This is a genomic window from Cryobacterium sp. BB736, assembly GCF_014980265.1.
GTDB lineage: Bacteria > Actinomycetota > Actinomycetes > Actinomycetales > Microbacteriaceae > Terrimesophilobacter.
Genome location: NZ_JABXWQ010000002.1, coordinates 180,070 through 206,469, shown reverse-complemented (window position 1 = coordinate 206,469; position 26,400 = coordinate 180,070). Strand labels below are relative to the sequence as shown.

At 67.8% G+C, this 26,400-nt stretch carries 25 protein-coding genes; 9 read left to right on the top strand and 16 right to left on the bottom strand.

Annotated features, from left to right (window positions below; translation table 11 throughout):
- Window positions 1–151 precede the first annotated feature (151 nt).
- Together IRG63_RS07405 and IRG63_RS07400 are read left to right on the top strand one after the other, a co-directional pair.
- A complete protein-coding gene (locus IRG63_RS07405) occupies window positions 152–1,255 on the top strand; it encodes an alcohol dehydrogenase catalytic domain-containing protein (RefSeq protein ID WP_193509705.1) in 1,104 nt (367 codons plus the stop codon).
- A gap of 93 nt (window positions 1,256–1,348) precedes the next feature.
- Window positions 1,349–2,725, top strand: a complete 1,377-nt coding sequence (locus IRG63_RS07400) for an APC family permease (RefSeq protein ID WP_168627721.1) — start codon at window positions 1,349–1,351, stop codon at window positions 2,723–2,725.
- A gap of 124 nt (window positions 2,726–2,849) precedes the next feature.
- Here IRG63_RS07400 and IRG63_RS07395 read toward each other — a convergent pair whose 3' ends face one another.
- Window positions 2,850–3,695 (bottom strand): class I SAM-dependent methyltransferase, encoded by an 846-nt coding sequence (locus IRG63_RS07395; RefSeq protein ID WP_193509704.1) that lies wholly within the window; start codon window positions 3,693–3,695, stop codon window positions 2,850–2,852.
- 104 nt (window positions 3,696–3,799) lie between these two features.
- The gene (locus IRG63_RS07390) at window positions 3,800–4,597 is read right to left on the bottom strand and encodes an oxygenase MpaB family protein (protein ID WP_210422800.1); all 798 of its coding nucleotides are present in this window, start codon (window positions 4,595–4,597) and stop codon (window positions 3,800–3,802) included.
- 100 nt (window positions 4,598–4,697) lie between these two features.
- Here IRG63_RS07390 and IRG63_RS07385 point away from each other — a divergent pair, with 100 nt between their 5' ends.
- Window positions 4,698–6,194: a DUF4389 domain-containing protein gene (locus tag IRG63_RS07385; protein WP_193509703.1), complete on the top strand. Its 1,497-nt coding sequence runs from the start codon at window positions 4,698–4,700 to the stop codon at window positions 6,192–6,194.
- Here the strand turns inward: IRG63_RS07385 and IRG63_RS14070 are convergent.
- From IRG63_RS14070 to IRG63_RS07325, 12 genes are all read right to left on the bottom strand, one after another.
- Window positions 6,191–7,951 carry a glycosyltransferase gene (locus IRG63_RS14070; protein WP_193509702.1) on the bottom strand — a complete coding sequence of 587 codons (1,761 nt, stop codon included), beginning with the start codon at window positions 7,949–7,951 and terminating at the stop codon, window positions 6,191–6,193. The two genes, IRG63_RS07385 and IRG63_RS14070, sit on opposite strands and share 4 nt — an antisense overlap.
- A complete protein-coding gene (locus IRG63_RS07375; RefSeq protein ID WP_168627083.1) occupies window positions 7,944–8,183 on the bottom strand; it encodes a hypothetical protein in 240 nt (79 codons plus the stop codon). Before IRG63_RS07375 ends, IRG63_RS14070 begins: the two co-directional genes overlap by 8 nt.
- Before the next feature lie 97 nt (window positions 8,184–8,280).
- A complete protein-coding gene (locus IRG63_RS07370) occupies window positions 8,281–9,927 on the bottom strand; it encodes a DUF5671 domain-containing protein (RefSeq protein ID WP_193509701.1) in 1,647 nt (548 codons plus the stop codon).
- Window positions 9,928–9,936: 9 nt separating this feature from the next.
- Complete coding sequence (locus tag IRG63_RS07365) at window positions 9,937–10,386, bottom strand: hypothetical protein (RefSeq protein WP_168627085.1); 450 nt, start codon at window positions 10,384–10,386, stop codon at window positions 9,937–9,939.
- A gap of 60 nt (window positions 10,387–10,446) precedes the next feature.
- Entirely contained in the window at window positions 10,447–10,836 is a 390-nt protein-coding gene (locus IRG63_RS07360) for a hypothetical protein (RefSeq protein WP_168627086.1), read from the bottom strand.
- 43 nt (window positions 10,837–10,879) lie between these two features.
- Window positions 10,880–11,305: a pyridoxamine 5'-phosphate oxidase family protein gene (locus tag IRG63_RS07355; RefSeq protein ID WP_193509700.1), complete on the bottom strand. Its 426-nt coding sequence runs from the start codon at window positions 11,303–11,305 to the stop codon at window positions 10,880–10,882.
- Window positions 11,302–13,476 (bottom strand): glycogen debranching N-terminal domain-containing protein, encoded by a 2,175-nt coding sequence (locus IRG63_RS07350; protein ID WP_168627088.1) that lies wholly within the window; start codon window positions 13,474–13,476, stop codon window positions 11,302–11,304. Before IRG63_RS07350 ends, IRG63_RS07355 begins: the two co-directional genes overlap by 4 nt.
- Before the next feature lie 2 nt (window positions 13,477–13,478).
- Window positions 13,479–14,600, bottom strand: coding sequence for a glycosyltransferase family 4 protein (locus IRG63_RS07345; RefSeq protein ID WP_193509699.1), 1,122 nt, complete (start codon window positions 14,598–14,600; stop codon window positions 13,479–13,481).
- A gap of 109 nt (window positions 14,601–14,709) precedes the next feature.
- Entirely contained in the window at window positions 14,710–15,582 is an 873-nt protein-coding gene (locus IRG63_RS07340; protein ID WP_193509698.1) for an NAD(P)H-hydrate dehydratase, read from the bottom strand.
- On the bottom strand, window positions 15,566–16,300 hold the full coding sequence (locus tag IRG63_RS07335) for a histidine phosphatase family protein (protein WP_168627091.1): 735 nt from the start codon (window positions 16,298–16,300) through the stop codon (window positions 15,566–15,568). The genes IRG63_RS07340 and IRG63_RS07335 overlap by 17 nt, the downstream gene beginning before the upstream one ends.
- 80 nt (window positions 16,301–16,380) lie before the next feature.
- Window positions 16,381–16,656, bottom strand: a complete 276-nt coding sequence (locus tag IRG63_RS07330) for a DUF4242 domain-containing protein (protein ID WP_168627092.1) — start codon at window positions 16,654–16,656, stop codon at window positions 16,381–16,383.
- A gap of 83 nt (window positions 16,657–16,739) precedes the next feature.
- Entirely contained in the window at window positions 16,740–19,307 is a 2,568-nt protein-coding gene (locus tag IRG63_RS07325) for a LuxR family transcriptional regulator (protein WP_193509697.1), read from the bottom strand.
- Window positions 19,308–19,367: 60 nt separating this feature from the next.
- On the opposite strand from IRG63_RS07325, the gene IRG63_RS07320 reads away from it, so the two are divergent.
- The 6 genes from IRG63_RS07320 to IRG63_RS07295 are packed head-to-tail and all read left to right on the top strand — an operon-like array spanning window position 19,368 to window position 24,927.
- Window positions 19,368–20,024 (top strand): MerR family transcriptional regulator, encoded by a 657-nt coding sequence (locus tag IRG63_RS07320; RefSeq protein ID WP_193509696.1) that lies wholly within the window; start codon window positions 19,368–19,370, stop codon window positions 20,022–20,024.
- Window positions 20,021–20,935, top strand: a complete 915-nt coding sequence (locus IRG63_RS07315; RefSeq protein WP_193509695.1) for an NAD-dependent epimerase/dehydratase family protein — start codon at window positions 20,021–20,023, stop codon at window positions 20,933–20,935. The genes IRG63_RS07320 and IRG63_RS07315 overlap by 4 nt, the downstream gene beginning before the upstream one ends.
- Before the next feature lie 9 nt (window positions 20,936–20,944).
- Window positions 20,945–21,967 (top strand): non-homologous end-joining DNA ligase, encoded by a 1,023-nt coding sequence (gene ligD, locus IRG63_RS07310; protein WP_193509694.1) that lies wholly within the window; start codon window positions 20,945–20,947, stop codon window positions 21,965–21,967.
- Window positions 21,968–22,001: 34 nt separating this feature from the next.
- The gene (locus IRG63_RS07305) at window positions 22,002–23,102 is read left to right on the top strand and encodes a DUF2092 domain-containing protein (protein WP_193509693.1); all 1,101 of its coding nucleotides are present in this window, start codon (window positions 22,002–22,004) and stop codon (window positions 23,100–23,102) included.
- Window positions 23,103–23,108: 6 nt separating this feature from the next.
- A complete protein-coding gene (locus IRG63_RS07300) occupies window positions 23,109–24,059 on the top strand; it encodes an ATP-binding cassette domain-containing protein (RefSeq protein WP_193509692.1) in 951 nt (316 codons plus the stop codon).
- A 7-nt stretch (window positions 24,060–24,066) separates the two neighbouring features.
- On the top strand, window positions 24,067–24,927 hold the full coding sequence (locus IRG63_RS07295; protein WP_370566212.1) for an ABC transporter permease: 861 nt from the start codon (window positions 24,067–24,069) through the stop codon (window positions 24,925–24,927).
- Window positions 24,928–24,940: 13 nt separating this feature from the next.
- Here the strand turns inward: IRG63_RS07295 and IRG63_RS07290 are convergent, their stop codons facing one another.
- Complete coding sequence (locus tag IRG63_RS07290) at window positions 24,941–25,993, bottom strand: ATP-dependent DNA ligase (RefSeq protein ID WP_227411911.1); 1,053 nt, start codon at window positions 25,991–25,993, stop codon at window positions 24,941–24,943.
- Between the two features lie 57 nt (window positions 25,994–26,050).
- Window positions 26,051–26,347, bottom strand: a complete 297-nt coding sequence (locus tag IRG63_RS07285; RefSeq protein WP_168627100.1) for a DUF503 domain-containing protein — start codon at window positions 26,345–26,347, stop codon at window positions 26,051–26,053.
- Window positions 26,348–26,400: the final 53 nt, after the last annotated feature.

The window sequence follows — 26,400 nt, the reverse complement described above, 5'->3', positions numbered from 1 at the left end:
CTAACACGCTGACTTGTACGAAACGGTGCGCGGGCCCCCGTCAGCGCTCCCATTCGGCGGCTGTGCACCCGATCGCGACCTTCCTAGGCTGACACGGACCGGCCGCGACCCTGTGGTTTGCGGGGCGTGTGCACAGGACAAAGGAGTGGTGATGCAGGCAGTCGTATTCAACGGTGAGACCAAAAAGGTGGAGGTCGCCGACGTCGAACTCGCGGCGCCCGGCGCCGGTGAGGTGCGGGTCAAGATCGCCGCGGCCGGCGTCTGTCACTCTGACCTCCACGTCTACCGCAATGAGTGGGATGTTCCCGTCCCGGTCGTCATGGGCCATGAGGGAAGCGGCATCATCACCGAGGTCGGCCCGGGCGTCACCAACCTCGCGGTCGGCGATCACGTCGTGCTGTCTTGGGTCGCGCCGTGCCACGAATGTCGGTACTGCCTGGCTGGGCACGAGGCCCGCTGCCAGGTGGCCGCGACGATCGTCGCACCCGGCGGCGTGCTGCAGGATGGCACATCGCGGCTCAGCCGAGACGGTGAGCGCATCCACCACTACCTCGGCGTCTCATCGTTCGCCCAGGAGGCCGTCGTTCCCGCGAGCGGCGCCATCCGGGTGCGCGAGGACGCGCCACTCGACGTCATCGCGCTCGTTGGCTGTGCTGTCGCAACCGGCGTCGGCGCTGTCACCAACACCGCTCAGGTCGAGCCGGGCTCGATCGTGGCGGTGATCGGATGCGGCGGGGTCGGCCTGTCCGTCATCCAGGGCGCCCGCCTCGCCGGCGCAGAGCGCATCATTGCCATCGACATCCAGGCCGACAAGACGGCACTCGCCATGCGCCTCGGCGCGACGGACGAGATCGACGCGTCCAAGGTCGATGCGGTCGAGGCGCTGCGCGCGCTGATCCCGGACGGCGTCGACTACGCGTTCGACGCGATCGGACGCACCCAGACCACCGAGCAGGCGATCCAGATACTCGGACTCGGCGGCGCCGCGGTCGTCGTCGGCCTTCCGCCCACCGGCTCGAAGGCATACTTCGACCCGCTTGTGCTCGGCGAGTCCGACCAGCGCATCCTCGGCTCGAACTACGGGAGCGTGCGCCCGGCGGTCGACATCCCCGCGCTCGTCGACCGCTACATGGAGGGCGACCTCAAGCTCGACGAGCTGGTCACCGCCCGCCGACCGCTCGATGAGGCCGGCGCCGCGCTGGACGCGCTCAACGACGGTTCGGCGCTCCGCACGCTTCTGATCCCTGCGTCCTGAACTACCCCAACCACCTAAGGAGACACATTGAGCAGCGACGTCGCCGCCTCCAAGCAACCAACATCCACAGACCCCGGCCTCCGGAGGGGGGTGATGGGCAGCGCTGAACTGTTCGCGCAGGCAATCGCGAGCATCGCGCCGAGCGCGGTCATCGCGTTCACCGCCGCATCCATCTTCCTGTCGGCAGGCAACTCCACCTGGTTCTCGTTCGTGCTCGCCACGATCGTGATCCTCGCGGTCGGCTACCTCATCTCGCAGTTCGCCAAGCGGCGCGCCTCGGCAGGGTCGCTGTACAACTACGCTGCGGTCGGGCTAGGGCCGTTCGGCGCCTACCTGACCGGCGTGACCCTGCTCATCGGATGCTTCGGCATCGCCTCCGGTTCGCTGAGCGGCGCGACCACCTACATGATCACCGTGCTGAACCAGCTGGGCCTGCCGATCTCCGGCACCCTGGCGAGCGTGGTCGTGACCATCGTGCTCGGGTCGCTTGCGATCCTGTTCACGATCCGCGGCATCCGGCTCTCCGCCCGCGTCTCGCTCGTGCTCGAGCTCGTGTCGGTCGCGATCATCCTGATCGTGCTCGTCCTCGCCATCGTGCACCTCGGCCCGGCGGCCATTGACCCTGCGCAGCTGAGCCTCGAAGGCTTCGAGTTCTCCGGCGTCGCGTTCGGCATGACCCTCGGCATCCTGGGCTTCGTCGGATTCTCCAGCGCCGACTCGCTCGGACGTGAGGCGAAGAACCCGTACCGCGCCATCCCGCGCGCCATCATGTTCAGCGCCCTGCTCGTCGGTGTCCTCTACGTGTTCGCCGCATACACGCAGGTCGCCCTGCTCGGCGACGATCTGGCGACCTCGGCGAGCCCGCTCGACGACATGGCCACCATGGTCGGGCTGCCCGTCTGGTTCAACCCGATCCTGAACTTCGGTGTTGCGGCATCCTTCTTCGCCGTGGTCGTCGCACCGCTCAACGTGATCGGCCGCATCGTCTACGTCATGGGCAAGGAAGGCGTCGCGCCGGCGTACCTCGGCCAGACGCACCCGACGCAGCTGACCCCGCACCGCGTGCTGCTCACCATCGGCCCTGCGGTGATCGCGCTCACCTCGATCCTGTACATCATGGGCGTGAACGGCATGGACATCGTGGTGTGGGTCGACACGTTCGGCACCTACGGCTACATGGTCGCCTACGCGACGGTCGCGATCGCCGCGGTGCTGTTCCTGCGCCGGATCGGCGTGAAGAACTGGCTCGTGCTGCCGACGGCGATCCTCGCGGTGGGTGCGATGCTCTACGTGTTCTACACGAACGTCTACCCGGTGCCCGCCTACCCGTTCAACCTGATCTTCTGGTTGTTCGCCGGGGTGCTCGCGGTTGCGATCGCCTGGTACCTGTTCCTGAAGGCAAGGCGCCCGCAGGTGATCAACGCGATCGGCTCCACCGAGACCGACGTGCTGGAGGGCATCAGCGGCTGACCCTTCTGCCCCACACGGACGCGCCCGGCACCCGCCGTGGCGCGTCCGTGTCTGTGTAGGCAGAGCTTTGTGTCACAAGCAAGGGAACGATCGCTTGCTTTTGGCACAAACGTCTGCCGAAGGGTCAGCGCTTGCGCGCGGTGACCAGCAGGTACTCCCACTCCATCGTGCTGCCGTCGTCGTCGAGGCCACCCCGGCGAGCGAGTTCGTCCAGCTGGCGGTCGAGCTCGGTCTCCCGCTCCGGGTCGTCCGCCAGGTTCTTGTACGCGGCGATCGTGGGGCCGTAGTGGGACTTGAAGTAGTCCCTGAACTCTTCTGCGCGCGAGAAGTGCTCGATCCTGACCTTCTGCCTGCGCATATCGAGGTCGGTCAGCCGATCTCCGAACAGCTCCCGGATGTGATCCTCGCTTCCCCACAGCGGCCCCGGCGAAGCGCCGGGCGGGGGAGGCGGCGCGAACGGCTTCATGGTGGCGAAGAGCTGGCCGATGTAGCCCTCCGGCGTCCAGTTGATCAGGCCGAGGGTGCCGCCTGGCTTCAGCACGCGGAGCGCTTCGTCCGCGGTCACCTGATGGTGCGGAGCGAACATCACGCCAACGCACGACAGCACCGTGTCGAACTCGCCATCCGCGAACGGGAGGGCCTCCGCGTCCGCCTCCCGCCACTCAAGTGTCGCTCCTCGCTCCTTGGCCTGACGCTCGCCCGCCTGCAGGAGCTCCGGTGTGAGGTCGCTCGCCACCACATCCGCCCCGGCGAGCGCGGCAGGGATCGCGACATTGCCTGATCCAGCCGCGATATCGAGCAGGCGGTCGCCGGGATTCACTCCCGCTGCCTCAACCAGCACCGGTCCGAGGCTCGCGATGAGGTCGGATGCGAGGGTCGCGTAGTCGCCGAACGCCCACATCGCCCGATGCTTGGCCTTGAGCGCCCGGTCGGCGTCGGTTTGGGTTTCTTCGCTGGTCACGATGCACATCCTTTCGTCGTGTCGGGGAGCTGACACGACGGTCGGGATCGATCGTCCCCGACAGGACGATTGTGCGCTCCCATCGGCCCACTGTCGAGACCCGTGCGGGAGACTCAGATGATCGGCACGCCGCGCCGAATGCGCCGCCTGGCGTCCCACAGCATCAGGTTGTACGGGAAGCGGCGCAGCACGCCAGGAGTCACCCGGTTGAGGGAAGCCGTGAGGCGCAGCCAGCGGTCGAAGCGTGCCTGCTGGCGCTTTGTCCACGGCAAGCCGAGCTCGCGGCGGAACTCCTCTGGCAGGAAACCCAGGGTGAGGAACCGGTTCGCCGGGCCGAACAGCGCGGCGAGCGGGCGGGGGAGGAACCGCAACTCGGCGAGCCGCTGCAGGTAGTCGCGCGTCAGATCGTCCATACGGATCTCCCGGATGCTCCGGTGCCAGTACTCGTCGAAGGCGCGCAGACTCTCCGGCCACAGGTCTTCTGGCATCTGCAGCGTCGTGCCGAAGGCAGCCGCCCGACGGTAGAAGTCTTCCGCGTCAGCGTCGTCCATCGGGCCGTGCAGACGGATCATCACGTCCCGCACACCCCAGTAGATGCAGGCTGCCACCCAGAGTTGCAGCTCTTGATCGAAAGCGGAGTACGGCACCGGCGCATCCGGGTCAGAACGCACCTGCGCGTGCACCCGACTGATCTGATGGCGCAGTTCGCGCTTCTCCGCATCCGTGCCCCCGGATGCGACTGCCAGGTAGGTGAACGTCGTGCGGGCGCGCTTGAGCGGATGCCGGTCGAGACGCCCGCCGTCGACCCGGCTCTCGACGACCCCACGCCCTATCGGCAGCATGGATAGCTGCATGATGACGTTGGCGCCGCCCGCGGCGAGGCCGATGCCGTCGCTCAGGATGCCGTTCACCCCTCCATTCTGCGGCTCAAATGCGTGAACGCTGAGACGGTTCCGGTGTTTTCGGCGTAGCATCCGGCGCAAATCGCTACGTCCGCTACGGAGGTGCCGGATGTCCCACAGCCAGCCTCAGCCGGGTCAGCCCGTCCAGTCGTCAGGCGCCGCGGGATTCATCGTCCTCCTGGTGATCGGCATCGTGTTCAGCCTGATTGGTGCCGGGCTGCTCAGCTCGGGCATCTGGTCAGGCGTCATTGCCGCCAAGCAGAACGACCAGGGCTACTTCATCACCGGTCCCGACACCATCACGAGCTCGACCTACGCGCTGACATCGCCGCGGAGCACCGGGTTCACCGACCGGGACACGAGCACCGTGCTGCCGTTCGACATCGCAACCGCGCGGCTATCGGTCGAATCGACGGGCGATGAGGACATCTTCGTGGGGGTCGGCCCGAGCGGCGAGGTGGCACGCTACCTCGATGACGTCGCGCACACCGAGGTCGATGTCGGCAACGGCCGCTTCAGGGTGAGCAGCAATGACGTTCCCGGTGAACGCGAACCGGGTCGGCCCAGCGCTGAGGACATCTGGATCGAGTCGGCAACCGGCTCGGGCCCCCAGGAGATCGTCTGGCCGGTGCAAACCGGCAACTGGTCGGTCGTGATCATGAACGCCGATGCGAGCCGCGACGTCTCAGTGGAAATCGAGGCGGGCATCCGCAGCGACCTGCTCGCGCCGATCGCACTCGGCCTGATTCTGGCCGGGTTGGGGATGCTGGTAATCGGCATTCCGCTGACCGTCATCGGAGCGATGGGGCTGGGTCGACGCCTTCCGGGCGACGGATACCCGGCGCCCACCGTGGCCTCCGTCACGCCTGTCCCGGAGGTGGAGCGCCGTCCGTACCCGGCACAGCTCACCGGTGTGCTGGATCCCGGGCTATCGCGCTGGCTGTGGCTCGTCAAATGGCTGCTCGCCATCCCGCACTTCATCATCCTTGCCGGTCTGTGGATGGCCTTCGTGATCACGACAGTCATCGCCTTCTTCGCGATCCTGTTCACCGGCCGCTACCCAAGGTCGCTGTTCAACTTCAACGTCGGCGTGCTTCGCTGGAACTGGCGGGTCAGCTTCTACTCCTACTCCGCGCTGGCGACCGACCGCTACCCACCGTTCACCCTCGCGCGCACCGACTACCCCGCGGACTTCTCGGTCGACTACCCCGAGAAGCTCAGTCACGGACTCGTCCTCGTCAAGTGGTGGCTGCTGGCGATACCGCACTACCTGGTTGTCGCGGCGCTCGTCGGTGGCGCCGGCTGGTGGACCGGCTGGTGGGGGTGGCGCTGGGGCTGGGAGCGCTGGGACGGACCCAACCCGGCCGGTGGCATCTCCCTGCTGACGGTGCTGGTGCTGATCGCTGCCGTGATCCTGCTGTTCACGAACCGCTACCGGGTCGCTCTGTTCGACTTCATCATGGGCATCAATCGCTGGCTGTACCGGGTCACCACCTACGCTGCGCTGATGCGCGATGAGTACCCGCCGTTCCGGCTGGACACCGGGCCCGCCGAGCCGGAGCAGGTCGCAGCCCCGGCCAGCGCGCCACCTCCCGTGATCGGCTAGCTCTGCCCGCCCGCGGATGCGCGGCGCACGCTCGCGCCGGATCGCACCAGTGCGCTCGGTTCAAGCGACTCGAGCTCACCGAGCCAGCCGATCCGATCCGGGCTGAATACCGCGGTGGCGGTGTACCGTCCGGCAAGCAGCCAGTGCGAGCGCAACTCGGCGGGTGCCCGCAGCTCGGCAAGCGGCTGGCTGCCGGCGAGGGCGATGGTGACTTCGTCTGGTGTGACGCGCGCGGGGTCCAGCTTCAAGGTGACCGACACCCGCACGCTGCCATCGTCGTCTTTGGACAGCCGACAATCGCCCGCCACCAACGTGAACCGTCTGCCGCCCACCTGCTTGCGCGCCACGGCGGCGTCCAGTTCGGCCGCCCACCGCCGCGTGATCGCCTCGTCGGTGAACTGAAGGGCAGTCGATCGGGCCGCGTCGCGCATCCGCTCCCGGTCCGGTTCCGGCATCGCAATGAGCTGTGTGACGCATCCGGCAACCGCGTCGATGTCGCCCGCCGGTACCAGAAAGCCGTTCACGCCGTGTCGGATGATGTCGCTCGGACCGTAGGGGATGTCGTACGCGATCGGAATGCATTCGGCCGCCATTCCCTCCTGCAGCACCAGCGGAAACCCCTCGAACTCGCTGGTGAGGAGCAGGAAGGATGCGGACTGGAAGTGCCGGCGCGCATCCGGCTCGAAGCCGCGCAGGTGGATACGGTCTGCCGCCCCCAGCTCTGCGATGAGCCGCGCGAGACGCGCGCGTTGCGTTCCAGCGCCATAGATGTCGAGTGTCGCAGGGGCACCAACCGCAGCGACCGCCCGAATGGCGTGGTCGATTCGCTTTCGCGAGTCCAGCGTGGCGAGCATGATGCCGCGGGACGGATCGCGGTCAGGAACCCCGGTCAGGTCGGGCATCGACACGGCGTTCGGGATCGTGACGAGGTTATCGGTCGGCCCTAACAGCACCTCGATGTCCTCCCGCTGCCGGTGCGTCAGGGCGACGACGGCGTCGAAGTCGTGGAGGTTGGTCAGGACCTCCGCGCGACTTGGCCGCAGCGGCCCGAATGGGCGCTCGGCCGTCGCGAGGTGCGAGTTGTGGATGACGTGCACTTTTGTGACGTTCGGGCGGTTGTAGGTGCGCGCGAACCGGGCGACGATCTTGCTGTCGACAATCGCAATCGCGGGCTCGTCGCCGATGAGGTGGTCGAGCCAGGCCGCGTACAGCTGCCAGATGCGCCGCCAGATGCGCACCGGATTGCCCTCGCGGTCGAACAGCACGATCTGGCGTCCGCCGACAGTGCCACGCACCTTGCGGTCGCGCAGGTCGATGGCCAGCAGGGTCCCGTCGCGCCGGTAGTGGTCGACTTGCAGTTCCGTTGTGCCGTCGGCGGCCATCCTGGTCTCGGTCTGGCGCGTCAGCAGGCGGTGGATTGTTCCCCGTGGCAGTCGTTCCGGCACAGTCAGTTCGGGCGCGGTCGCCGTGGTGGGGAAGTCATCGAAGTTCTCGAGCGACTCCAGGTAGTCCCACAGATTGACGATCCGGATGCCCGGGATGAGCGTTCCGCGTTTCGTCTCCCGTGTGATCACCGCGTCGTAGTCGCGGCCGTAGTCGAAGGTGAGCACGTCAACACTGGCTCCTGCCAAGCTGACAAACGCGCGTGATCGGCGGAGGAGTGCGCCGGTCATGCCGCCGTAGGTGCGCGGGATCGACCAGGTGAGGGCGAGTTGTCTCCCCGGGGGGAGGGTGATGCTCCCGGCCGGCTCAGGCACGGTTCTTCTTGAGCAATCCGGTGATGATCCCCACTATGCCAGCCCCGAACATGATGGCACCGATGATCAGCAGGCTCGCACGCAGGGCACCTTCGCCGATGCCCTCTGTGCCAGTCAAGCCGACGATGAAGCCGATCGCGGCGCAGATGGCGCCAAGCACCGCGAGCACGATTCCCACAATCAGCCACACATTGCGGTTGCGGGGCGTCGAAACGGTCTCCCTGCTGGTCATGATTCCTCCCTCGCTTTCGCGTCAGACTAGGTCGGCCAGGCAGCCAGCGACGGAATTGGAGGGAAAGTTACAGCCGCCTTGGCGTTGGCTCGTGTGCTCAGTCCTTGAGGTCGACCACCTGCACGCCGCTCGGCGAATCCAGCACCAGCACATGCCGTGCCGACACTCCCTCGAGCGCGGCAACGACTCTGTCCACGTCGCGTTCGACTCCGGGCGCTGCGTCCGCGCGCTCGAGCACGGTGACCTTGGCGCCCGTGGCCTCGCGTATGCGCTCGCCCTGCCCGTGGTCAGCGGTGACGAGCAGCACCCGGCCGATCGCGCTGACGGTGCCCCCTGGCACGACAGCGCCGCGATCGTGCCGCCAGACGGCGAAGTGATACCAGGACACCAGCACGGTGGAGACCAGGATGCCAAGTGGTGCCCGGATGCTGTCAACCAGCCCGGCGCCGCTCATCGGGTCGAGGAAGAACACGAACAGCTGGTAGCCGATCACCAGCAGGGTGATGAGCGCAACGAGCGCGCTCACGCCGAACACGACGATGAGGTACACCCGCTTGGCGCTCGACACCGGAACTCGGCGCCAGACCAGCCACCACACGGGCGCGCTCACGGCCAGGATCGCGATGCCGCCGAAGAGCAGCGAGCGTGGGTCGCCGAAGTAGAGAGCCGGGGTGATCGCTGCGAGTGTCGCATTGATCACAATGCCGACACCGGTTGCCGCGCCCGCGAGCGCCGCACCGGAGACGGCGAGGCGGCCCGCGTGCATGACACTCTCGCGCGCGGTTGCCGAGCGGTGGTACAGCAGCACAAGCGCGCCGATCAGCGCCGCGGACACCCCGCCGGCGAGGGGCCACAGCGTGACGCTCAGCGGATCGCCGCTGCCGGCCACCAGAGTCAAAAGCACGTAGAGCACGGTCGCCGTCCCGCCGATTGCCATACCGGTGGGCAACAGGATTCCCATGATGACCAGCGCCACGGCATTGAAGACGGTGCTGAGCGTGCGACCGGCGTCCCGGTACCAGTGCAACCACCAGACGAGTGCGCCGCCGGCCGCCCAGATGAGCGCCTGCAGGGCCCACACCCACCACGGGGCGCCCAACGACGGTGTGTTGGTGGCGATCGCCACCACTTCGTTGACCAGCGTCGACAGCAGGTTGATGCTGCCGCCGATGATGAGCGACAGGCCGAAGACCCAGCCGAGCACGATTGGGACGGTGCGCATCCGGACCGGTCCCTTGTCTCGGTGTGCCAGCATCCAGCGATGCCACACCCACACCAGCGCCCAGACGAGCGCGTTGGCCAGCGCGTACGGGTCCCACGACAGCTGACGGCCGAAGCCGCCTACAGGAAAGACGGTCCACTCTGGGTTCAGCAGCGACGCCAGAAAAGACAGGAGCGCGACCGTGGCTGTGATCAGCGAGATCGTGTGGGCGATCGTCAGGTAGAGGCCCCACCAGATCGACCTGCGCTCATCCGGCTCACTGAGTCGTCGCCAGCTGAGCCACCACAGCACGAGCGCGAGCGGGCCGGCGATCAGGGCGAAGGCGAGCGATCGCGACAGGTTGTCGAGTTCGAAGACGGTGCGTCCGCCCGTGTCGAAGGGGCGGCCGAGCAGGCCAGCCAAGCCGATCGCCGCCGTGATCACGAGGATCAGCAGGAGGGTATAGATGACGATGCGCCGTACGGTGGCGCCCGCTCCGGATGCCTGCACGGGCGCGCTCGGCTGGGGCTGTGTCTCAGTCATGTTCTTCGCCTATCGTCCGATGCAGATGGTCAGCTCCCACGGAGCACGGTCAATCCGCCAGGTTCCGTCGGTGTTCTCCAGTTTGAATTCGCTCTCGCTCTCCCAGCCGCCGCCGCCGATCGGCCCGCGATCACTCGTCACGGCGACGAGCACGCCGACGTCCGCCGTCTCGGAGCGGATGTCCGTGGAGAGCAGGGTCACGCGAACGCTCCCGTCCGGGAGCTGGGACTCCACGAATTGGCAGTCGTCCAAGACCTCCTGGCTGAGGTACTGCTGCGCGGTTTCCTCGTCGCCTTCGATCACCGCGGCCGAGTAGCGCTGCACGACACCCTCCGGCGTGTCCGCATCGAGCAACTCGGGCTCGCCGCGACCGAACACCACGATGACTGCGACAACCACGAGCACAGCGATGACGGCGATGACCGCGATCAGTGCGCGGTCGGGCTTACGTGCCTCCATGAGATCAGCATGGCGTGAAGTGCGGATGATGAACAATCACATCCGACGGTGATTCGTGAGTCAGGTGCCTTCCGCCCCGGAGTGATCGAGGAGGATCGGCGCGCCGGCCGCGCCGGCGGTGTCGTATCGCTGCCCGACCACCTGGACCTGCTTGTGGATGAGGTCCCAGGCCTCGACCACCACCGCATCGAACCGCTCGCCTCCGACGTCGACGAGGTCGACGCTTGCGACGGCGATCCGGTCGGCGTCGTCCTGTGATGCGGCGAAGTCTCGAGCGACTCCCGCGCTGTCCCTCGGGCTTTCGGTCGTGAAGCGGTGCAGCGCTCGGTGGCCGTCCTTCTCGACGATCGCGAATGCCAGCAGTTCAGCGCCGGTCTCGGAAATGGTGCCGAGAGCGGTCTGCAGAGTCGTGTCAGTCAACGACACCAACTCCGGTGAGAAGTAGACCATGCGTCGAATTCTATGGCCAGGCACCAGCGACGCGCGCGGCGAGTCAGGACTCGCCCACGGTGATCCTTCGCCCGCTCACCTTGGTCGGTCGGATGCGAAGCCAGCGGACGCCCGCGCCCGTGATCCACTTGACTCGGATGCCGCGCTGCTCCGCGAGTCTCGCGATCACCTCCTCGTCGGTGATCTCCTCGGCCTGACCGACCACCAGCACACTCCAGGAGCCCTCGGCATTCGTGTCCGACCCGTCGATCTCAAACGACACCCACGGCCATTGCAGCGCGGCGTTCAGCTTGGCTCCGACCCCGGTCGGGAAGGTGACACAGCCGGTATCGGCATCGATCACATGGTTGACCGGGAAGATCTCCGGTCGCCCTTCGATGACGACACCGAGCCGGCCGAGCCGTGACTCGGCGAGCAGCCGCGTGCACTCCTCGGGGGAGAGGTCGATGAGCCAAGTGTGCGGGGTCATCGGCGCCAACTCGAGTCGGTCACTCCGGCTGTGCGGAGCTCGTGAGCCGGATCGAACACCGGCCGAGCGGCGGGCATGATGGCGAGGTCGCCGGTGCCGCCGATCGCGACCCGGTCATCGCCCAAGTCAATGCGAATCCTTCGGCCGGCCAACGCGATGCCGTCCAGGTGCAGGCGGTGCACCCACCCAGGCAGGTCGGGAGAGATCCAGAAACGCCCCTCGGATGGGACGGGCTCAAGCTGGAGAATCGTGCGGAGCCACAGCAGCGGGGAAGCCGCCGACCACGCCTGAGGCGAGCATGACGACGGGTAGACGGCCGGCTCACCCAGTTCGTCCCGGGAGAAACCGGCGAACAACTCCGGCGGTCGGCCGTCGAACTCGACAGCGACATCGAGTTGCCGCTCGATAACAGTCATCGCCGCTTCGTGGAACCCATATCTCGACAACCCCCACGCGCAGATGGCGTTGTCATGCGGCCACACCGAACCGTTGTGGTAGCTGACCGGGTTGTAGGCGCGCGCGTTGGCGTCGAGCGTGCGGATGCCCCACCCGCTGTCCATCCCGGAACTCAGCAGTCGTTCGGCGGCGGTTGCTGCGTACCGGTCGTCGACGATGCCCATCCAGAGGCAATGGCCAACGTTGGAGGACGCGACCGCGACCCGCCGTTTCTGGCCATCCAGTGCGAGTGCGAAGCAACCGGCATCCGGGTCCCAGAATTCGGCATTGAACTTCTCACGCAGGCGCGCCGCCTTCTCGAGGCAGTCTTGGCGCAGCTCGTGGTCGTCGGCCAGCGCCGCCAGCTCGGCTCGGGCCAGGTACGCACCATACGTGTAGGCCTGCACCTCGCACAGTGCGATCGAACCGGTCGCGAGCGCGCCGTCGGCGTGCCGGATGGCGTCCCACGAGTCCTTCCAGCCCTGGTTCACCAGGCCGTAATCGCCGACCCGCTCGTACTCGACGAACCCGTCGCCGTCCCGGTCCCCGTAGTTCTCGATCCAGTTCATCGCCGCGTCGATGTGCGGCAGCAGCCGATCCAGCAACTCAGGGTCCGGGTGCCAGCGCTGCAGTTCCGCGGCGACGATGACGAAGAGGAGTGTCGCATCGACTGAGCCGTAGTAGATGTCTGCCTCATCGATGGTGCGGGCGGCGGTGCCGGTGTACCGCACTTCGTGCAGGATCTTGCCCGGTTCCTCGCCAGACCTCTGGTCGACCCGCGTGCCCTGCAGCCGAGCGAGAGTCTGCAGCACCCCGGCGCACAGCGACGGGTCGACGATCAGCGCCATCCACGAGGTCAGCAGCGAGTCGCGGCCGAACAGGGTCATGAACCACGGTGCGCCGGCTGCGATGAGGGGGAGGTCAGGGTGACCCTCATCGCGGATGCGCAGGGCAGCTAAGTCATCCGCCGTGCGTCGTAGGGTGCGAACCAACTCGATGTTGTCGCTCTTCACGTCTAGCCAGAAGCTCTGCTGCTGCTCCTCCAGTTCCCGAGCGGCCTCCTGATTGCTGGCGAGCGGGCCGAACGGACCGACCAGGGTCCCGTGGTGAGTCGAGGCGACGGACACGACCTGACGCCACGTCTCCCGCGGCTCGAGAGACACCTCCCAACGAGCACCCGTTTGGGTCACCGACGCGGTGCCGCCGAAGTCGACGTCAACCGCGCGGTCGGTGTCTCCGGCACGGCGGAACTCCAGCCGGGAGCCGTCGACCCGACACTCACGCTCGCGCTCCACCCGGCGCGACTCCTTGACCTCGAAGAGGTCGGCGAAGTCGCAGTCCGCGTCGAGCGCGACCTCCAGCACGGTCGGTTCCAGCCCGTGGTTGGTGATCTCGATGAGTTCCTTCATGCCGTCCGCGAAGGCGCGACGCCGGAACACGACGATGTCGGCATCCGCGTGCCCGATCTGAGGACGCCCGCGGCCGACGAACGTCCTCACGAACGGGGAGGGGGCGTCGAGTCCCAGCGGTTCCGTCACAGCACCGGCGACCGTGAGCACCCAGTTGGAGAGGATGCGGGTGTCGAGCACGAACAGTCCCTGGGTGAACAGGGGGGACATGTTGCCGTCACCGTCGGACAGCGCGAAGGACCGGCCGCTGATCAGGGACACTCCCGCCTGCGGTCCGTGGACGGCGGGCACAGGGATGGTTCCTTCGAATTGTGTGGTGTCAGCCATCTCTACTCGGCTTGGATGAGTCCGTCGTTGATCTGCTCGCTGCCCAGCATTGCCGCGTAAAGCGCGAGGTGCCTGAGAACCATCCGCTCGGTCGAGAACCGCCTCACCGCCGCGTCGCGGCAGTCATCGCGGTTGAGCCGGTCGACGGCGGCGAGTGCGTCAGCGAGTTCATCCTCGTCATCGCGCAGGTAGCCGGTGACGCCGTCGTCGACGATCTCCGGAGCGGCGCCACCCGGGAACGCAAGCACCGGTGTGCCGCAGGCCAACGACTCGATCATGACCAGACCGAACGGTTCGCGCCACCGGATCGGATTGACGAGCGCCCTGGCGTTCTGCAGGAGTTCGATCTTCTGTTCCGGTCCCACCTCCCCGATGTATTCGGCATCCGAGCCCAGGCGAGGTTCGACGTACTCGCGGAAGTAGGCTCGCTCGCTCGGTTCCCACATCTTCGCGGCGATCAGGATACGATGCCCGGCTTTGCGTGCAATGTCGATGGCGCGGTGGGCGCCCTTCGTGGGTTCCATCCGGCCCAGGAACAGCACATAGTCGCCCGAGCCGTCGCCCTCGCTGTACTGTTCGACGTCGATTCCGTGATGGATGACCTGGCGGAAGCGGAGCCCAGGAGCGCTCCGCCGCTGGTCGTGAGAGATAGCGATCAGTGACACCCGGTCGTCGACGGGTGCCAGCGCGTCGACCTGGCTTGGGATGCATTCCCCGTGCAGTGTCGCAGAGACCGGAATGCCCGCCGGGTGCGAGCCGACCATCGTCGGACCGACACTCGTGTGGTCGTGAATCACGTCGACATCGCGCAGGCTCTTGTACGCGTCGCGGGAGTGACGCAGCGCGAGCATGGGCGGCTCGGGTGTGCCAGCGGCCTTATCGAAGGACCAGCGGCGTTCAGCCGGGTGGGTCGATTCCCCGACGGTGAAAAGGACCGGCTCATGCCCGTGAGTGGCGATTCCGTGAACGAGCTGGTCGATGACCATCTCGATGCCGCCGTACCGGGGCGGCGGGATCGGCACTGCACACGGTGCGATCACGCCGATGCGCATGGTGGGCAGCGACGGCTTAACCGGGCTGGCCGCGAAGCGCGACTCGGGTCGTTTCGCTGGCTCTTGTCTCATGTGGCCTCGTTCGGGGTTTGGCTGAACCTAAGCACCGCAACCTGCGCGGACGCCTGCGCTGGTCTGACCGCTTCGCGGGAGTCCGCTGGCTCTTATCTGAACAGCGCCTCTACACCTGCTGGCCGAGCTCCTGCAGAACGCTGGGAAGTTCGTCGACGAGTTCGCGCGCCAGGTAGCCGGTTGGGCCGATGCGAGCGGCCAGGCGATCACCGGATGCAGCGTGCAGGTGGGTGCCCCAACAGGCCGCTTGCTCGACCGAGGCGCCGCGAGCGAGCAGACCCCCGATGGCGCCGGCGAGCACGTCACCGCTCCCCGAGGTGCCGAGGCCGCCCTGACCGGAGTCATCGACCCACATCCGCCCATCGGGCGCCGCAATATGGCCGAAGCTCGTCACAACCGCGCCGAAGCGCTCGGCGATGCGGCGCAGGTCGTCGGCGCGATCTTCGAGATCTCGCCCGAGCAGCCTGCTTGCCTCACCCTCGTTCGGTGTCAGCACCAGGCGCCCGCGCAGCTCGCCGACCTGCTCGACGACGTGCGGAATCGCCGCGAGCGCGTACGCGTCGAGGAGGACCGGAGTCGAACGCCCGACCAGTTTCGGCAGCTCACTCACGAGCGTGATCGCCTCGTGCGCGTCATCCAGGCCGGGACCGACGACGACAGCGTCCGCGCGGGCCAGTTCGTCTTCCAGCCGGTCAAGCCCGTTGCCGCGCACGGAACCGGCGGCGTCCTCGGCCAGGCCGATCACGCCCGATTCCGGCACGGCGACGGCGACGCCAATCGCAACGGATTCTGCGACGGCGATGGTGAGCCGGCCGGCCCCGACGCGCAGCGCGGCGAGTCCAGCCAGCATCGCAGCGCCGGGGGAGCGGCGCGCCCCGCCGACCACCAGGATGGCGCCGCGGTCGTACTTCGAACCCGCCCCGCTGGGCAGTGGCCACTCCCGCAGCGCGTTCGGCGTGAGCGGCTCAGTGTGGGAAGGCATCCCGATCCCCGGTGTGCGCTGTCACTGCGGCACCGGCATCCTGCAGGTGCTCGACGACGTTGTAGGAGTCAACCGTCCAGGAACCGTCGACCCGCACGAGCCGACTCACCGACGCGTTGAGCACCGGGGTCGACCGGGCCAGCTGGAGGATCTCGGGTTCGGTGAGTCGTTCGCACAGCGACCGGATGATGGTGACGACCGCGTCGTGGGCGACTATGAGCACTGTGCGGTCGGGCTCGAGCCGGTCGATGTCACCGAGCGCCGCGCGCAGCCGGAAAGCGACGTCCACCCACGACTCCCCGCCGGGCGGGCGGTAGTAGTACTTGCCGAGATGCTGACGCCGGGCGGCTTCGGTTGGGTAGCGGGCGATGATGCCGTGCTTCGTCAGCGCGTCGAGGATGCCGAGCTCGCGGTCGCGAAGCCGTTCATCGACGATGAGGTCGAGGTCGCGGCGCTGATTCACCCTGAGGCGCTGCGCCGTCTCCAGCGCCCGGACGTACGGGGAGCACCAGACCACATCCGGGAACTCATCGTCGGAGAGCGATTGCAGCCAGCGGCCGAGCGCATCCGCCTGTTCGACGCCTGTCTCGCTCAACGGGACGTCCGCATCCCTGGACGGAAGCTCGATCTCCTCGGCTCCGCTGGATTCGGCCTTGGACGCGGCGATATTGCCGATGCTCTCGCCGTGGCGGACCAGCGTCAGTGCAGTGACTCCCATGGCAGGCACCCTAAGCCTGAGCGCTGAGCGTCGGACAGGAACGACTGCCGGGCGGCTGGCCGCCGGGAGCCTGGGCTGCTTCAGGGTTGGTAGAAGTACGGGTCGAGCACTCGCACCTCGGTGATGTTGTCGATCGGCAGCGAGTTCAACTCGGCCACCTCCCGGATCGCCTCCGGGTTGGGTCCGTCGTACACGCAGAACGTCTTGCCGTTGTCGGGCGTCACGTACGAGTGCAGCCAGGTGACCTCGCGGCTCGCATTGTTGCCGACAACCGACATGCAGGCGTTGCTCCCGGCCGCGTCCAGCGGAATGCTGAGACCGTCCGGGAAGGTGCGCTCGATCAGGTAGCGGGGCATCATGACCTCCAGTTCGGGCCGGCCGTGCGCCGGCACAGCCCAGCTTTCGCTGCCGGAGGCCCCGCCACATGGGTGACGATTGCCTATTTCGTGCTGTCGTCCGCACTGCCGATCCGTGCGGCGGCCCGACGCGAGTCGACCTGCAGTTTCTGCAGCACCGCCGAGACGTGATGGTCGACGGTGCGCACCGAGACCACCAGTCGGCGCGCAATGTCCGCGTTGGTCAGGCCCTCCGACAGCAGCCCGAGCACCTCGCTCTCGCGGGCCGTCAGACCGGCCGGGTGCGCCCGCGTGGTCTCCATCGCGCCGCGCGGCAGGTTCCGGATGCCGCGTGTCCGCAGTTCCCGTCGGATGCGAGCGGTCGCCCGCGAGGCGCCCAGGGCGATGGCGCCGTCCAGTGCCTCGCGGAGCGCGTGGGTTGACCCTTGGTCGAGCCGCACGAGGACCGACTCGAATGGGCATCCGATCTCCTGCCACGCGGTCGTTGCCTCATCGAATCGGCCGGCCAGCCAGGCGGCGTACGGAGCGGCCGCGCCGCGCGCATCCGGCGTCTCACCCGCCCGCTGCAGCCAGCTCGCGAGCTCTCCGATCGCCCACCCGTGGTCGTACCGGTGTGCAAGCTCCAGCGCCGACTCCAGCCGGTCAGTGCGCGTGACGTCGCCGCCCGCCCAGTACTCGAATTCGGCGCTCGCCACCGCGGCCGGCCACACGCGCTGCAGATCACCGGTCGCCTCGGCCAGCGTCCACGCCTCGTCGAGGGCTTCCCGGGCACCGGGGTCTCCTCGACGCGATCGGATCAACGCGAGCACCGTGGAGGCGACGATCCGCGCGATGACCGGGCAGGCTCGCGAGACGACGGCGTTCGCGAGCGCTGCCGCCTCCGCCCATCGCCCCTGCTCGAGCAGCACGCGTGCCTTCCACGCTGTCGCGTAATCGGCGCTCGCGTCCAGGTCACGCGACTCGCTCCACTCGATGGTCTGATCCAACCACCTCTGCGCTGCGCTGTACCGGCGAATCTCACCCGAACCTGACCCGAGGTTGCTCAGGGCAACGGCGACGAGGGACGGTTCCGCAGCCGCACGGGCGTGCTCGAGCGCCTTCATCAGGGTGTGCTCCGCCTCATCCGGTGCGAGGAAGAGCTGGGCCGAGCCGACAGCGTTGTAAGCGCGGGAAAGCACCCGCTCAGCGCCCTCTTCGCCCGCGAGGTCGATCGCCGCACGGCCCAGGGTCACGGCGGTCGCGTTGTCGCGCGCGAGCATCGCCAGCGTCGCGGCCTGTGACAGAGCGAGCGCGTACGGCTCGCCGCCGACCTGTTCGAGCACCGTGAGGGCACGAGCGATCCGATCGTGTGCTTCCGGCCCGCGACCGGCGCTCCAGGTCGCGGACGACGCCATCACGCGGGCCACCCCCGCACGGGTCGGCTGGCCAAGTCGATCGAGAATGTCGGCTGCGCTGTCGAAGCTCGTCACTGCCGCATCCGCGTCGCCGAGCGCCAGACAAGCGGCAGCATGACCCTCGAGAGCCTCGGCCAGCTCGGGGGAGGTGCCGCTGCTGTTCTCCACTACTGCCCGGAAGTGACTCGCTGCTGCCCGTCGCTCACCGTGCGCGGCCGCCTCCCGTGCGGCATCCAGCGAGTGCGTCACGATGGCCACGCGATCGTGCGCTCCGCGTGCGTGCAAGGCGAGTTCCACGGCTCCCGCGTCCGAGAAGGATTCGAGCTGAGCGAGGATGTGTGAGTGCAAACCCCGCCTCTCGGCGGGCGGCACAGTCTGCTCGATCGCCCTCCGCGCTAGTTCGTGGCGAAAGCCGAGCCAACCATCGGTGGCGATCAGGATTCCGTCTTCTACACACTCGTCGATCGCCGCTGGCTGGGCGCTCAGCCGTTCGAGTCGCAGCAGGCTGCACCCGGATGGCATGACCGAGATCAGTTCGAGCGTGCGACGCGCGGCGGGCGACAGCCGGCGTGCTCGACCCAGCACGCTGTCGGCGACGGCCGCGGGCACGTCGTCCAGGCCGGATGCGATGACCTCGGTGACGTAGAACGGGTTGCCGCTGGTCACCTCACGCAGCCTCGCCGCGTCGATGTCGACGCCGGCCGCCAGTTCGGCGACGGCGTCGAGCGACAACGGCGGTACCGCAATGCGGTTCTGCCTTATGCCGGCCAGACGCCCAAGAGCAATTCGAAGCGGATGCTCGTTCCCGACCTCGTCAGACCGGAAAGTCACAATCAGCAGCACCGGGGCGGTGGCGAGTCGCCGAGCGACGTGCACGAGCACGTCCAGGGTTGCCCCGTCCGCCCAATGGACGTCCTCAACGACGACGACCGTCGGCTGCGAGGCGACCTGCGACAGGAAGGTGCTCGCGGTAGCGAACAGGTCCGGGTCCGATCGTGCGCGTTCTGCCAGGTCGCGGCGGATTCGTCCCAGAATCTCCACGACCGCCCCCAGAGCTGGCGCCGGTTCGATCGGGTCGCAGCGTCCGACGAGCACCCTGACCGAATCGGCGTTCGCCCCCACGAATGCAGACACAAGGGCGGACTTGCCGATGCCCGCCTCGCCGCCGACAAGCACCATCCGCCCTGCCCCTGCACGAACCAGGGCAAGGTCGGCGTCGAGTTGCGTCATTGCGGAGTCGCGCTCAAGGAGTGCCACGGCTCGATGGTAGGTCGCGGCTGCTGGTAGCGACACTCTCGATAGTGCTACTATCAGTGTGTGAGGATTTCCGAAGCGGCCGACCGGGCACGCGTCAGCCAGACGACACTGAAGTACTACATTCGCGAGGGGCTGGTCCACGAGGGCGCGCGCATCGCGACGAATCAAACCGTGTACGACGAATCCCACGTGAAGCGCGTGAAGCTGGTGCGCGCACTGCTCGAGACCGGGGGACTGTCGGTTGCAGAGGCGGGCCGCGTGCTTGCCGCCGTAGACGAGCATCCGGATGCTCCTGCATACGCCTTCGAGGCCGCACAGCACGCCATGGGGGCCGCGCACCGCGATGCCGGCTCCTCATCCTCACGCGAGCGCGTCACTGAGCTGGCGAAGTCGAGTGGCTGGGGGTACTCGGACCAGAACCCCGGCATCGCGATGGCTGCCCGCGTGCTCGACGGCTTCGACTCGATCGACTTCGCGCTCCCGGATGATTTTCTGGCGAGCTACGCGGCAGCTGCAGAGCGGCTTGCGAAAGCGGACATCCTTGCCCTGCAATCGCGGCACGACACCGAATCGGTGACAGAACTGATGGTCGCGGGCACAGTGCTCGGCGACGCCCTCATCGCCGGGCTCAGGCGAATCGCGCAAGAGAACGAATCGGCGGCCGCCTTTCCGGTCGACCAGTCGCCGGCACAACCAACAACAGGAGAAACGCAATGACAACACACGTCCTACTCGGAGGCAACGGAGCGGTGGGACGTGAGACCGCGACCCAATTGCTCGGGCTGGGAATCGACGTCGCCTCGTTCGGCCGCCGGCCGTCAGAAACGCCCGGCGTGCGCTCGATCATCGGCGACATTCTCGACCGGGACGCGGTCACGCACGCGCTCGACGGTGCGGCCGTCGCCTACCTGCTTGTCGGGCTGCAGTATCGGTTGGGCGTGTGGCGACGCGAATGGCCGATCGTGATGGGCAACGCCATCGAAGCGGCACGCATCAACGGTACGCACCTCGTGTTCCTCGACAACGTCTACTCGTACGGGCGCACGATCGGTCCGATGACCGAGCGGACACCGATCCGACCGACTAGCAAGAAGGGCGAGGTGCGGGCCGGACTGCTCCGGATGCTGGACGACGCTCGCGCGAGCGGCGTCACGGTCACGGTCGCACGCAGCGCCGACTTCTACGGCCCGGGCGCGGCGACCAGCGTTTTCAACATGATGGCCGTCGACAATGCCGCGCGCGGGAAGCGCCCGGTCTGGATGTTCGATGCCACAAAGCCGCACTCGATGACCTACACGCCCGACATCGGTCGCGCACTCGCCCTCATCGGAACAGATGAGCGGGCGGCTGGCGGAACTTGGCACATGCCGACCGCTGCGCCCGCCCGGACAGGCACCGACTACGTCGCCATGCTCGCTGCGGGGGACGTCTCGGTGATGGGTCCAGGAATGATGCGGATCGGCGGGCTGTTCATGTCGGCTGCGCGTGAGGTGATGGAGTTGCGCTACCAGAACACCGAGTCGTACCTATTCGACTCGAATACGTTCGAGTCGACCTTCGGCGTCACGCCGACGCCGTACGCCGATGGCATCGCAGCCACCCTCGACCATGCGAGGCGCACCGTCTAGGTTGGGGGCATGGCAAGCGACGCGGTCGTCCTTACAGTCCCGGGGCCAAACGGCCAGCGCGACGTGCGCATCTCAAGCCCCGACCGGGTGATCTACCCAGAACTCGGCATCACCAAGTTAGATCTCGCCAAGTACATCGTCGATGTAGGCGACGCCTTCGTCACTGCGAATGGCGACCGGCCGGTGACCCTCGAGCGCTTCCCAGACGGGATCGAGGGCGAGCGCTTCTACGCGAAGAACCCGCCGAAGGGCGCACCCGACTACGTCCGGTCCGAGATGGTCATCTACCCGAGCGCGCGCTCGCATCCGCAGCTCGTCATCGATGAGCCGGCCGTCGCGGTCTGGGCGGTGCAGATGAACACGGTCGTCTTCCACCCCTGGCCGTCGCGTGGCAGCAACTCGGACAACCCTGACCAGCTGCGTGTCGACCTCGACCCGCAGCCAGGAACCGACTTCGACGACGCCATCCCGGCGGCGATCGAGCTGCGGGCGATCCTCGCCGAGGCGGGCCTCACCGCCTTCCTGAAGACCTCAGGCAACCGCGGCATCCACGTCTTCGCGCCGATCAAGCCCGTGCGGGAGTTCCTCGACGTGCGGCATGCCGTGATCGCGGCCGCGCGTGAGCTGGAGAGGCGGATGCCGGATGCCGTCACCACCTCGTGGTGGAAGGAGGAGCGCGGCGAGAAGGTGTTCGTCGACTTCAACCAGGCAAACCGCGACCGCACCATGGCCGGCGCGTACAGTCCGCGCGCGCTGCCGCACGCACCGGTGTCCTGCCCGATCAGCTGGGACGAGCTGGAGAACACCGACCCGAAGAAGCACACCATCCTGACCATGCCCGAGCGGCTGCGCACGGTGGGCGACCCGTGGTCGGACTTCGGAGCCGACCCCGGCACGATCAACGAGTTGCTCGGCTGGTGGGAACGCGACCTGGCGAACGGGCTGGGCGAACTGCCGTTCCCGCCTGACTACCCGAAGATGCCCGGCGAGCCGCCGCGCGTGCAGCCGAGCAGGGCGCGCAAGCCTGACTGAGCAGGCCGACTGGGAGTGCACCCAGACTCGTTGAATGCCCTTTCCGGTGGGCGTAGCCTTCACACGAGTTTTCAACGAGGAGAGCACGGTGGTTTGGCAGCAGTCCCGCTGGCTGCCCGCGATCGTCGCACCGGCGGTCGTCGCGGCAGGGGTGCTCGGTGTGAGCGCCGCCAGCAGCGTCGACCTGCCCGGGAAGACCCCGGAGCAGGTGCTCGCGCTTGTTGCCGGTCACACGGTTGACGCGTTCTCCGGCACCCTCGAACAGCACAGCGAGCTGGGGCTGCCGGAGCTCCCGGATGTCGGTACGCCGACCGGCGACGATGTTGCGGCCGCCCTCGACCTGCTCGCCGGTTCTCACACCGTGCGGGTCTATGTGGATGGCCCCAGCAAGGCGCGGGTCCAGGTGATGGAGCGCTTCGACGAACGCGACCTGGTGCGAAACGGCGCCGACGCGTGGCTCTACGACTCCTCCACCCAGACGGCGACCCACTTCGCGGTGCCGGATGCCGCATCCGGACACTCCGACATGGACCCGCAGCACATGGGGATGACCCCGGAAGACCTCGCCGCACGCTTCCTAGACACGGCCGACCCGTCGACGGAGGTGACCCTGGGCGACACGACATCAGTGGCCGGACGAGCCGCGTACCAACTCGAGCTGGATCCGCGTACTGAAGCGACATTGGTCGACATGGTCACGATTGCCGTCGACGGGGAGACCGGCCTACCGCTGGCAGTCACCGTCTTCGCCGTGGGCCAGGCGGCCCCGGCGGCCACTGTGGCGTTCACCGACATCACGCTCGAGACGCCGCCGGCCGAGCGGTTCGAGTTCACCCCGCCGCCCGGCACCACAGTTACCGAGCACGCCAAGAAGGCGGAAGGCGACAAGCGAGCTGACTCGGGTGAGGAGCCGACCACTCTCGGCAGGGGCTGGGAAACGGTGGTCGTGCTCCCGGCCGGCAGCGCACCGGTCGACGCGTTGCAGTCGCCGCAGTTGCAGCAGCTCAGCACCACGGTGCCGGGCGGGCGGCTGATCAGCACCGCGCTGGTGAGCGTCCTCGTGACCGACGACGGAAGCGTGCTGATGGGCGCGGTTCCGCCGGAGACCCTGCTGTCCCTGGCATCCGGTCAGTGAGCGGCAGTGCCCTCTGAGAGCCGGCTCGCGATCGAGACCAGCGGGCTGAGCAAGCGCTTCCGAACGCGCTTGGCTGTGGCTGACGTCGATCTCGCGGTGCCAGCGGGCAGCGTATTCGGGTTTCTCGGCCCGAATGGGTCGGGGAAGACCACCACCATCCGGATGCTGCTCGGCCTCGCCGCCGCATTCGCTGGGCGGATCGCTCTGCTCGGCGAGGAGATGCCGGGCGCGGCGGCCACGGTGCTGCCCAGAGTGGGCGCACTCGTCGAGGGGCCGGCGTTCTACCCGTACCTCTCCGGTGCGGCCAACCTGAACCGGCTGGACCATGCCAACCCGTTCGCGACTCGGGTCAGCCGAGCACGGCGGGTGGCGTATGCGCTCGACCGGGTCGGCTTGACGAGCGCGGCACGCAAGAAGGTGGGGGAGTACTCGCTCGGGATGAAGCAGCGGCTCGGCATCGCGAACGCACTGCTCATGCCCCGCGACCTGCTGGTGCTGGACGAGCCGACGAACGGCCTCGACCCGCAGGGTACGCGTGAGGTGCGAAACCTGGTGCGCACGCTCGCCGATGACGGGACGACGGTGTTCGTGTCCAGCCACCTGCTCAGCGAGGTCGAGCAGCTGTGCAGCCACATCGCGGTGCTGAGCGCGGGACGGCTGGTCGCGCAGGGCAGGGTCGACGCGCTGCGGTCGAATGGGTCGGCGACGGTGAACGTGCGAACCCCGGATGTCGCGCGCGCCAGGGCCGTGCTGGAACGGCTCGGCATGCACCCTGCTGTTGACACCGCCGCGGGGCTGGTCAGCTCCGGGCCCGCCGAGCCGGCCGTGACGCCGGAGGACATCGTCGCCGCGCTCGTCGCGGACGGCGTGCGCGTGCGGGGGTTCAGCATGGAGAGTGCCAGCCTCGAGGAGCGGTTCGTGGAGCTGACCGGTGAGGGGTTCGACGTTGCCCAGTGAGCCCGCCGTGCGGGCGGTCCAGGCTGACGAGGTGCACACCGCCCGCCAGCCTCTGCTGCTTGCGCTGCTCGCATCCGAGCTGACCCTGCTGTTCCGGCGCCGCCGGACCTGGGCGATGCTGGTCGCGCTCGCCGCGGTGCCGGTGCTGATCGCGGTGGCGGTGCGGGTCACCGCGGTGGAACCGCCACCTGGGCGCGGCCCACCGTTTCTCGACAGCATCACGAGCAACGGCCTGTTCGTGGCGGTCACCGCGCTCGTGGTGTGCATCCCGCTGTTCCTGCCGCTCACCGTCGGAGTCGTCGCAGGCGACAGCATCGCGGGGGAGTCGCAGTCCGGCACCCTGCGCTACCTGCTAATCGCCCCGGCCGGCCGGGCGAGACTGCTCGTGGTCAAGTACGCGGTGGTGGCGGTGTTCTGTGCGTGCGCGACGCTCACCATCGCGCTCGCCGGCACGCTCATCGGGCTGGCGCTTTTCCCGGTCGGGCCGGTGACCCTGCTCTCGGGTGACACGATCGAGATCGGCGAGTCGCTCATCCGGTTGCTGCTGATCACCAGCTACATCACCATCTCGCTGCTCGGGTTCGCCGCGATCGGGCTGTTCGTCTCGACGCTCACCGATGTGCCGGTGGGCGCGATGGCGGCCACGGTTGTGCTGTCGATCGTGTCGCAGGTGCTGGACAACCTGCCGCAGCTCGAGTGGCTGCACCCGTGGCTGTTCACCCACTATTGGCTGGGCTTCTCCGACCTGCTGCGGCAGCCGATCGAGTGGAGTTCTCTTGCGTCGAACGCGCTGCTGCAGCTCGGCTACCTTGCGGTGTTCGGCGCGCTCGCGTTCGGGCGGTTCACCACTCGGGATGTGCTGACCTGAGCCGCGAGGCACCTCAGGCGAGCACGCCGCCCAGGTCGTAGGCGATCGGCCGCTCAAGCTGGTCGAAGGTGCAGGACCGCGCGTCCCGATCGGGGCGCCAGCGCAGGAACTGGGCGGTGTGCCGGAAGCGCCTGCCCTCCATCTGGTCGTACTTCACCTCAACGACGACGGTCGGCTCGAGCCGCACGAACGACACATCCCGGCCGGAGGAGAAGCGGCTGCGATCGGTCTCGCCGAGCTCGGCTTTGCCTTCGGCGTCGCGGATGACGAGGGGGTCGAGTTCCTCGACCAGTTGCAGCCGCACCTTGTCGCTGAATGCGCTGATGCCGCCGACATTCAGCAGCGTGCCATCGTCGTCGTACAGCCCGAGCAGCAGCGACCCGACACCCTGCCCGCTCTTGTGCACCCGGTAGCCGAGGACGACGGCATCCGCTGTCCGCTGGTGTTTGACCTTCAGCATCAGGCGCTTGTTCGGCACGTAACCCTGGGCGAGCGGCTTGGCGACCACCCCGTCGAGGCCCGCGCCCTCGAACTCCACGAGCCACCTGCGGGCGAGTTCGACATCCTGGGTCACCTGACTGAGCTTGATCGGGTCGTCCACGGAGTCGAGGAACGACTCGAGTTCGGCGCGACGCTCGGAGAACGGCGCATCGAGAAGGCTGCGGTCGCCGACCGAGATGAGGTCGAAGGCGACGAACATCGCCGGCGTCTCGACCGACAGCTTCCGGACGCGGCTCTCCGCCGGGTGGATGCGCTGGCTGAGCGTCTCCCAATCAAGTTTCTGGTTGCCCGGTTCGCCGGTCGGCACCACGATTTCGCCGTCGAGCACGCATGGTCCGGGCAGGAGGCGGGCGAACGCATCGGTCAGTTCGGGGAAGTAGCGGGTGAGCATCTTCGAGCCGCGGCTGCCGATCTCGACCGTGTCGCCGTCGAAGTAGATGATGGCGCGGAAGCCGTCCCATTTCGGCTCGTAGCTCAGGCCGCCGTCGACCGAGTCGGGTTCCGGCACAGCGGTGACGGCCTTGGCGAGCATCGGTGCGACGGGATCGGACGGCGTCGGGATCATGCTGAAGATCCTCCCTGCTGGGCGCGACGCTGTCCACGCCTGTTGTGCATTCGGCGGTCAGTCGTCGTCGGAGCTGATCAACCGGCGGCGCACCGAGAGCGGCTCGGTGTCGGGGCGGCCGACGAGCATCCGCTCGACCTCGTCGAGCACCTCGACCACGTGCGCGCGGTCCGCAGCGACAACCGCAACCCCGACCGCCGTGCGCCGGTACAGCTCCTGATGCCCGACCTCGGCAACCGACAGCTGGTATCGCCGTTTCACCTCGGCGATGATGGGGCGCACAACCGACCGTTTCTCCTTCAGCGAGTGCACGTCGCCGAGCAGGAGGTCGACCTCCAGCGTGCCGGTCCACATGGCCCAATGCTAGGCATCCGTATGCGGAACGTCAGGAGCATCGGGAATGCTCG

Bases quoted from the DNA above. Each gene is read 5' to 3' on its own strand.
- IRG63_RS07405 (WP_193509705.1), top strand. From the start codon at position 152: ATGCAGGCAGTCGTATTCAACGGTGAGACCAAAAAGGTGGAGGTCGCC.
- IRG63_RS07400 (WP_168627721.1), top strand. From the start codon at position 1,349: ATGGGCAGCGCTGAACTGTTCGCGCAGGCAATCGCGAGCATCGCGCCG.
- IRG63_RS07395 (WP_193509704.1), bottom strand. From the start codon at position 3,695: ATGTGCATCGTGACCAGCGAAGAAACCCAAACCGACGCCGACCGGGCG.
- IRG63_RS07385 (WP_193509703.1), top strand. From the start codon at position 4,698: ATGTCCCACAGCCAGCCTCAGCCGGGTCAGCCCGTCCAGTCGTCAGGC.
- IRG63_RS07375 (WP_168627083.1), bottom strand. From the start codon at position 8,183: ATGACCAGCAGGGAGACCGTTTCGACGCCCCGCAACCGCAATGTGTGG.
- IRG63_RS07370 (WP_193509701.1), bottom strand. From the start codon at position 9,927: ATGACTGAGACACAGCCCCAGCCGAGCGCGCCCGTGCAGGCATCCGGA.
- IRG63_RS07365 (WP_168627085.1), bottom strand. From the start codon at position 10,386: ATGGAGGCACGTAAGCCCGACCGCGCACTGATCGCGGTCATCGCCGTC.
- IRG63_RS07360 (WP_168627086.1), bottom strand. From the start codon at position 10,836: ATGGTCTACTTCTCACCGGAGTTGGTGTCGTTGACTGACACGACTCTG.
- IRG63_RS07355 (WP_193509700.1), bottom strand. From the start codon at position 11,305: ATGACCCCGCACACTTGGCTCATCGACCTCTCCCCCGAGGAGTGCACG.
- IRG63_RS07350 (WP_168627088.1), bottom strand. From the start codon at position 13,476: ATGGCTGACACCACACAATTCGAAGGAACCATCCCTGTGCCCGCCGTC.
- IRG63_RS07345 (WP_193509699.1), bottom strand. From the start codon at position 14,600: ATGAGACAAGAGCCAGCGAAACGACCCGAGTCGCGCTTCGCGGCCAGC.
- IRG63_RS07340 (WP_193509698.1), bottom strand. From the start codon at position 15,582: ATGCCTTCCCACACTGAGCCGCTCACGCCGAACGCGCTGCGGGAGTGG.
- IRG63_RS07335 (WP_168627091.1), bottom strand. From the start codon at position 16,300: ATGGGAGTCACTGCACTGACGCTGGTCCGCCACGGCGAGAGCATCGGC.
- IRG63_RS07330 (WP_168627092.1), bottom strand. From the start codon at position 16,656: ATGCCCCGCTACCTGATCGAGCGCACCTTCCCGGACGGTCTCAGCATT.
- IRG63_RS07315 (WP_193509695.1), top strand. From the start codon at position 20,021: ATGACAACACACGTCCTACTCGGAGGCAACGGAGCGGTGGGACGTGAG.
- ligD (WP_193509694.1), top strand. From the start codon at position 20,945: ATGGCAAGCGACGCGGTCGTCCTTACAGTCCCGGGGCCAAACGGCCAG.
- IRG63_RS07305 (WP_193509693.1), top strand. From the start codon at position 22,002: ATGCCCTTTCCGGTGGGCGTAGCCTTCACACGAGTTTTCAACGAGGAG.
- IRG63_RS07290 (WP_227411911.1), bottom strand. From the start codon at position 25,993: ATGATCCCGACGCCGTCCGATCCCGTCGCACCGATGCTCGCCAAGGCC.
- IRG63_RS07285 (WP_168627100.1), bottom strand. From the start codon at position 26,347: ATGTGGACCGGCACGCTGGAGGTCGACCTCCTGCTCGGCGACGTGCAC.